A 204-nucleotide genomic window follows, 5' to 3' on the forward strand; every position below is an offset into this window, starting at 1 on the left:
CATAATATTTCCATTTGTAAAGTTAGTTCTATATGAAAATCTATTAGTTTTCTTTGATTTAAATTTAGGAAACCCTGTATTTTCCTTAAAGAATTTTTTATATGCGTTTTCTAAATCTTTTAAGGTATTTTGTAGTGAAAATTTATCAGGTTCTTTAAGCCACTCTAATTCTCTTTTTAAATTGGTCAAATCAGAACTGCACTG

At 25.5% G+C, this 204-nt stretch carries 1 pseudogene; it reads right to left on the minus strand.

Annotation, left to right across the window (positions count from 1 at the left end):
• A pseudogene (locus KGF38_RS20285) lies at positions 1-204 on the minus strand (IS200/IS605 family element RNA-guided endonuclease TnpB); the annotation flags it as partial.

Source organism: Clostridioides sp. ZZV14-6387, assembly GCF_020657835.1.
GTDB lineage: Bacteria > Bacillota > Clostridia > Peptostreptococcales > Peptostreptococcaceae > Clostridioides > Clostridioides difficile_A.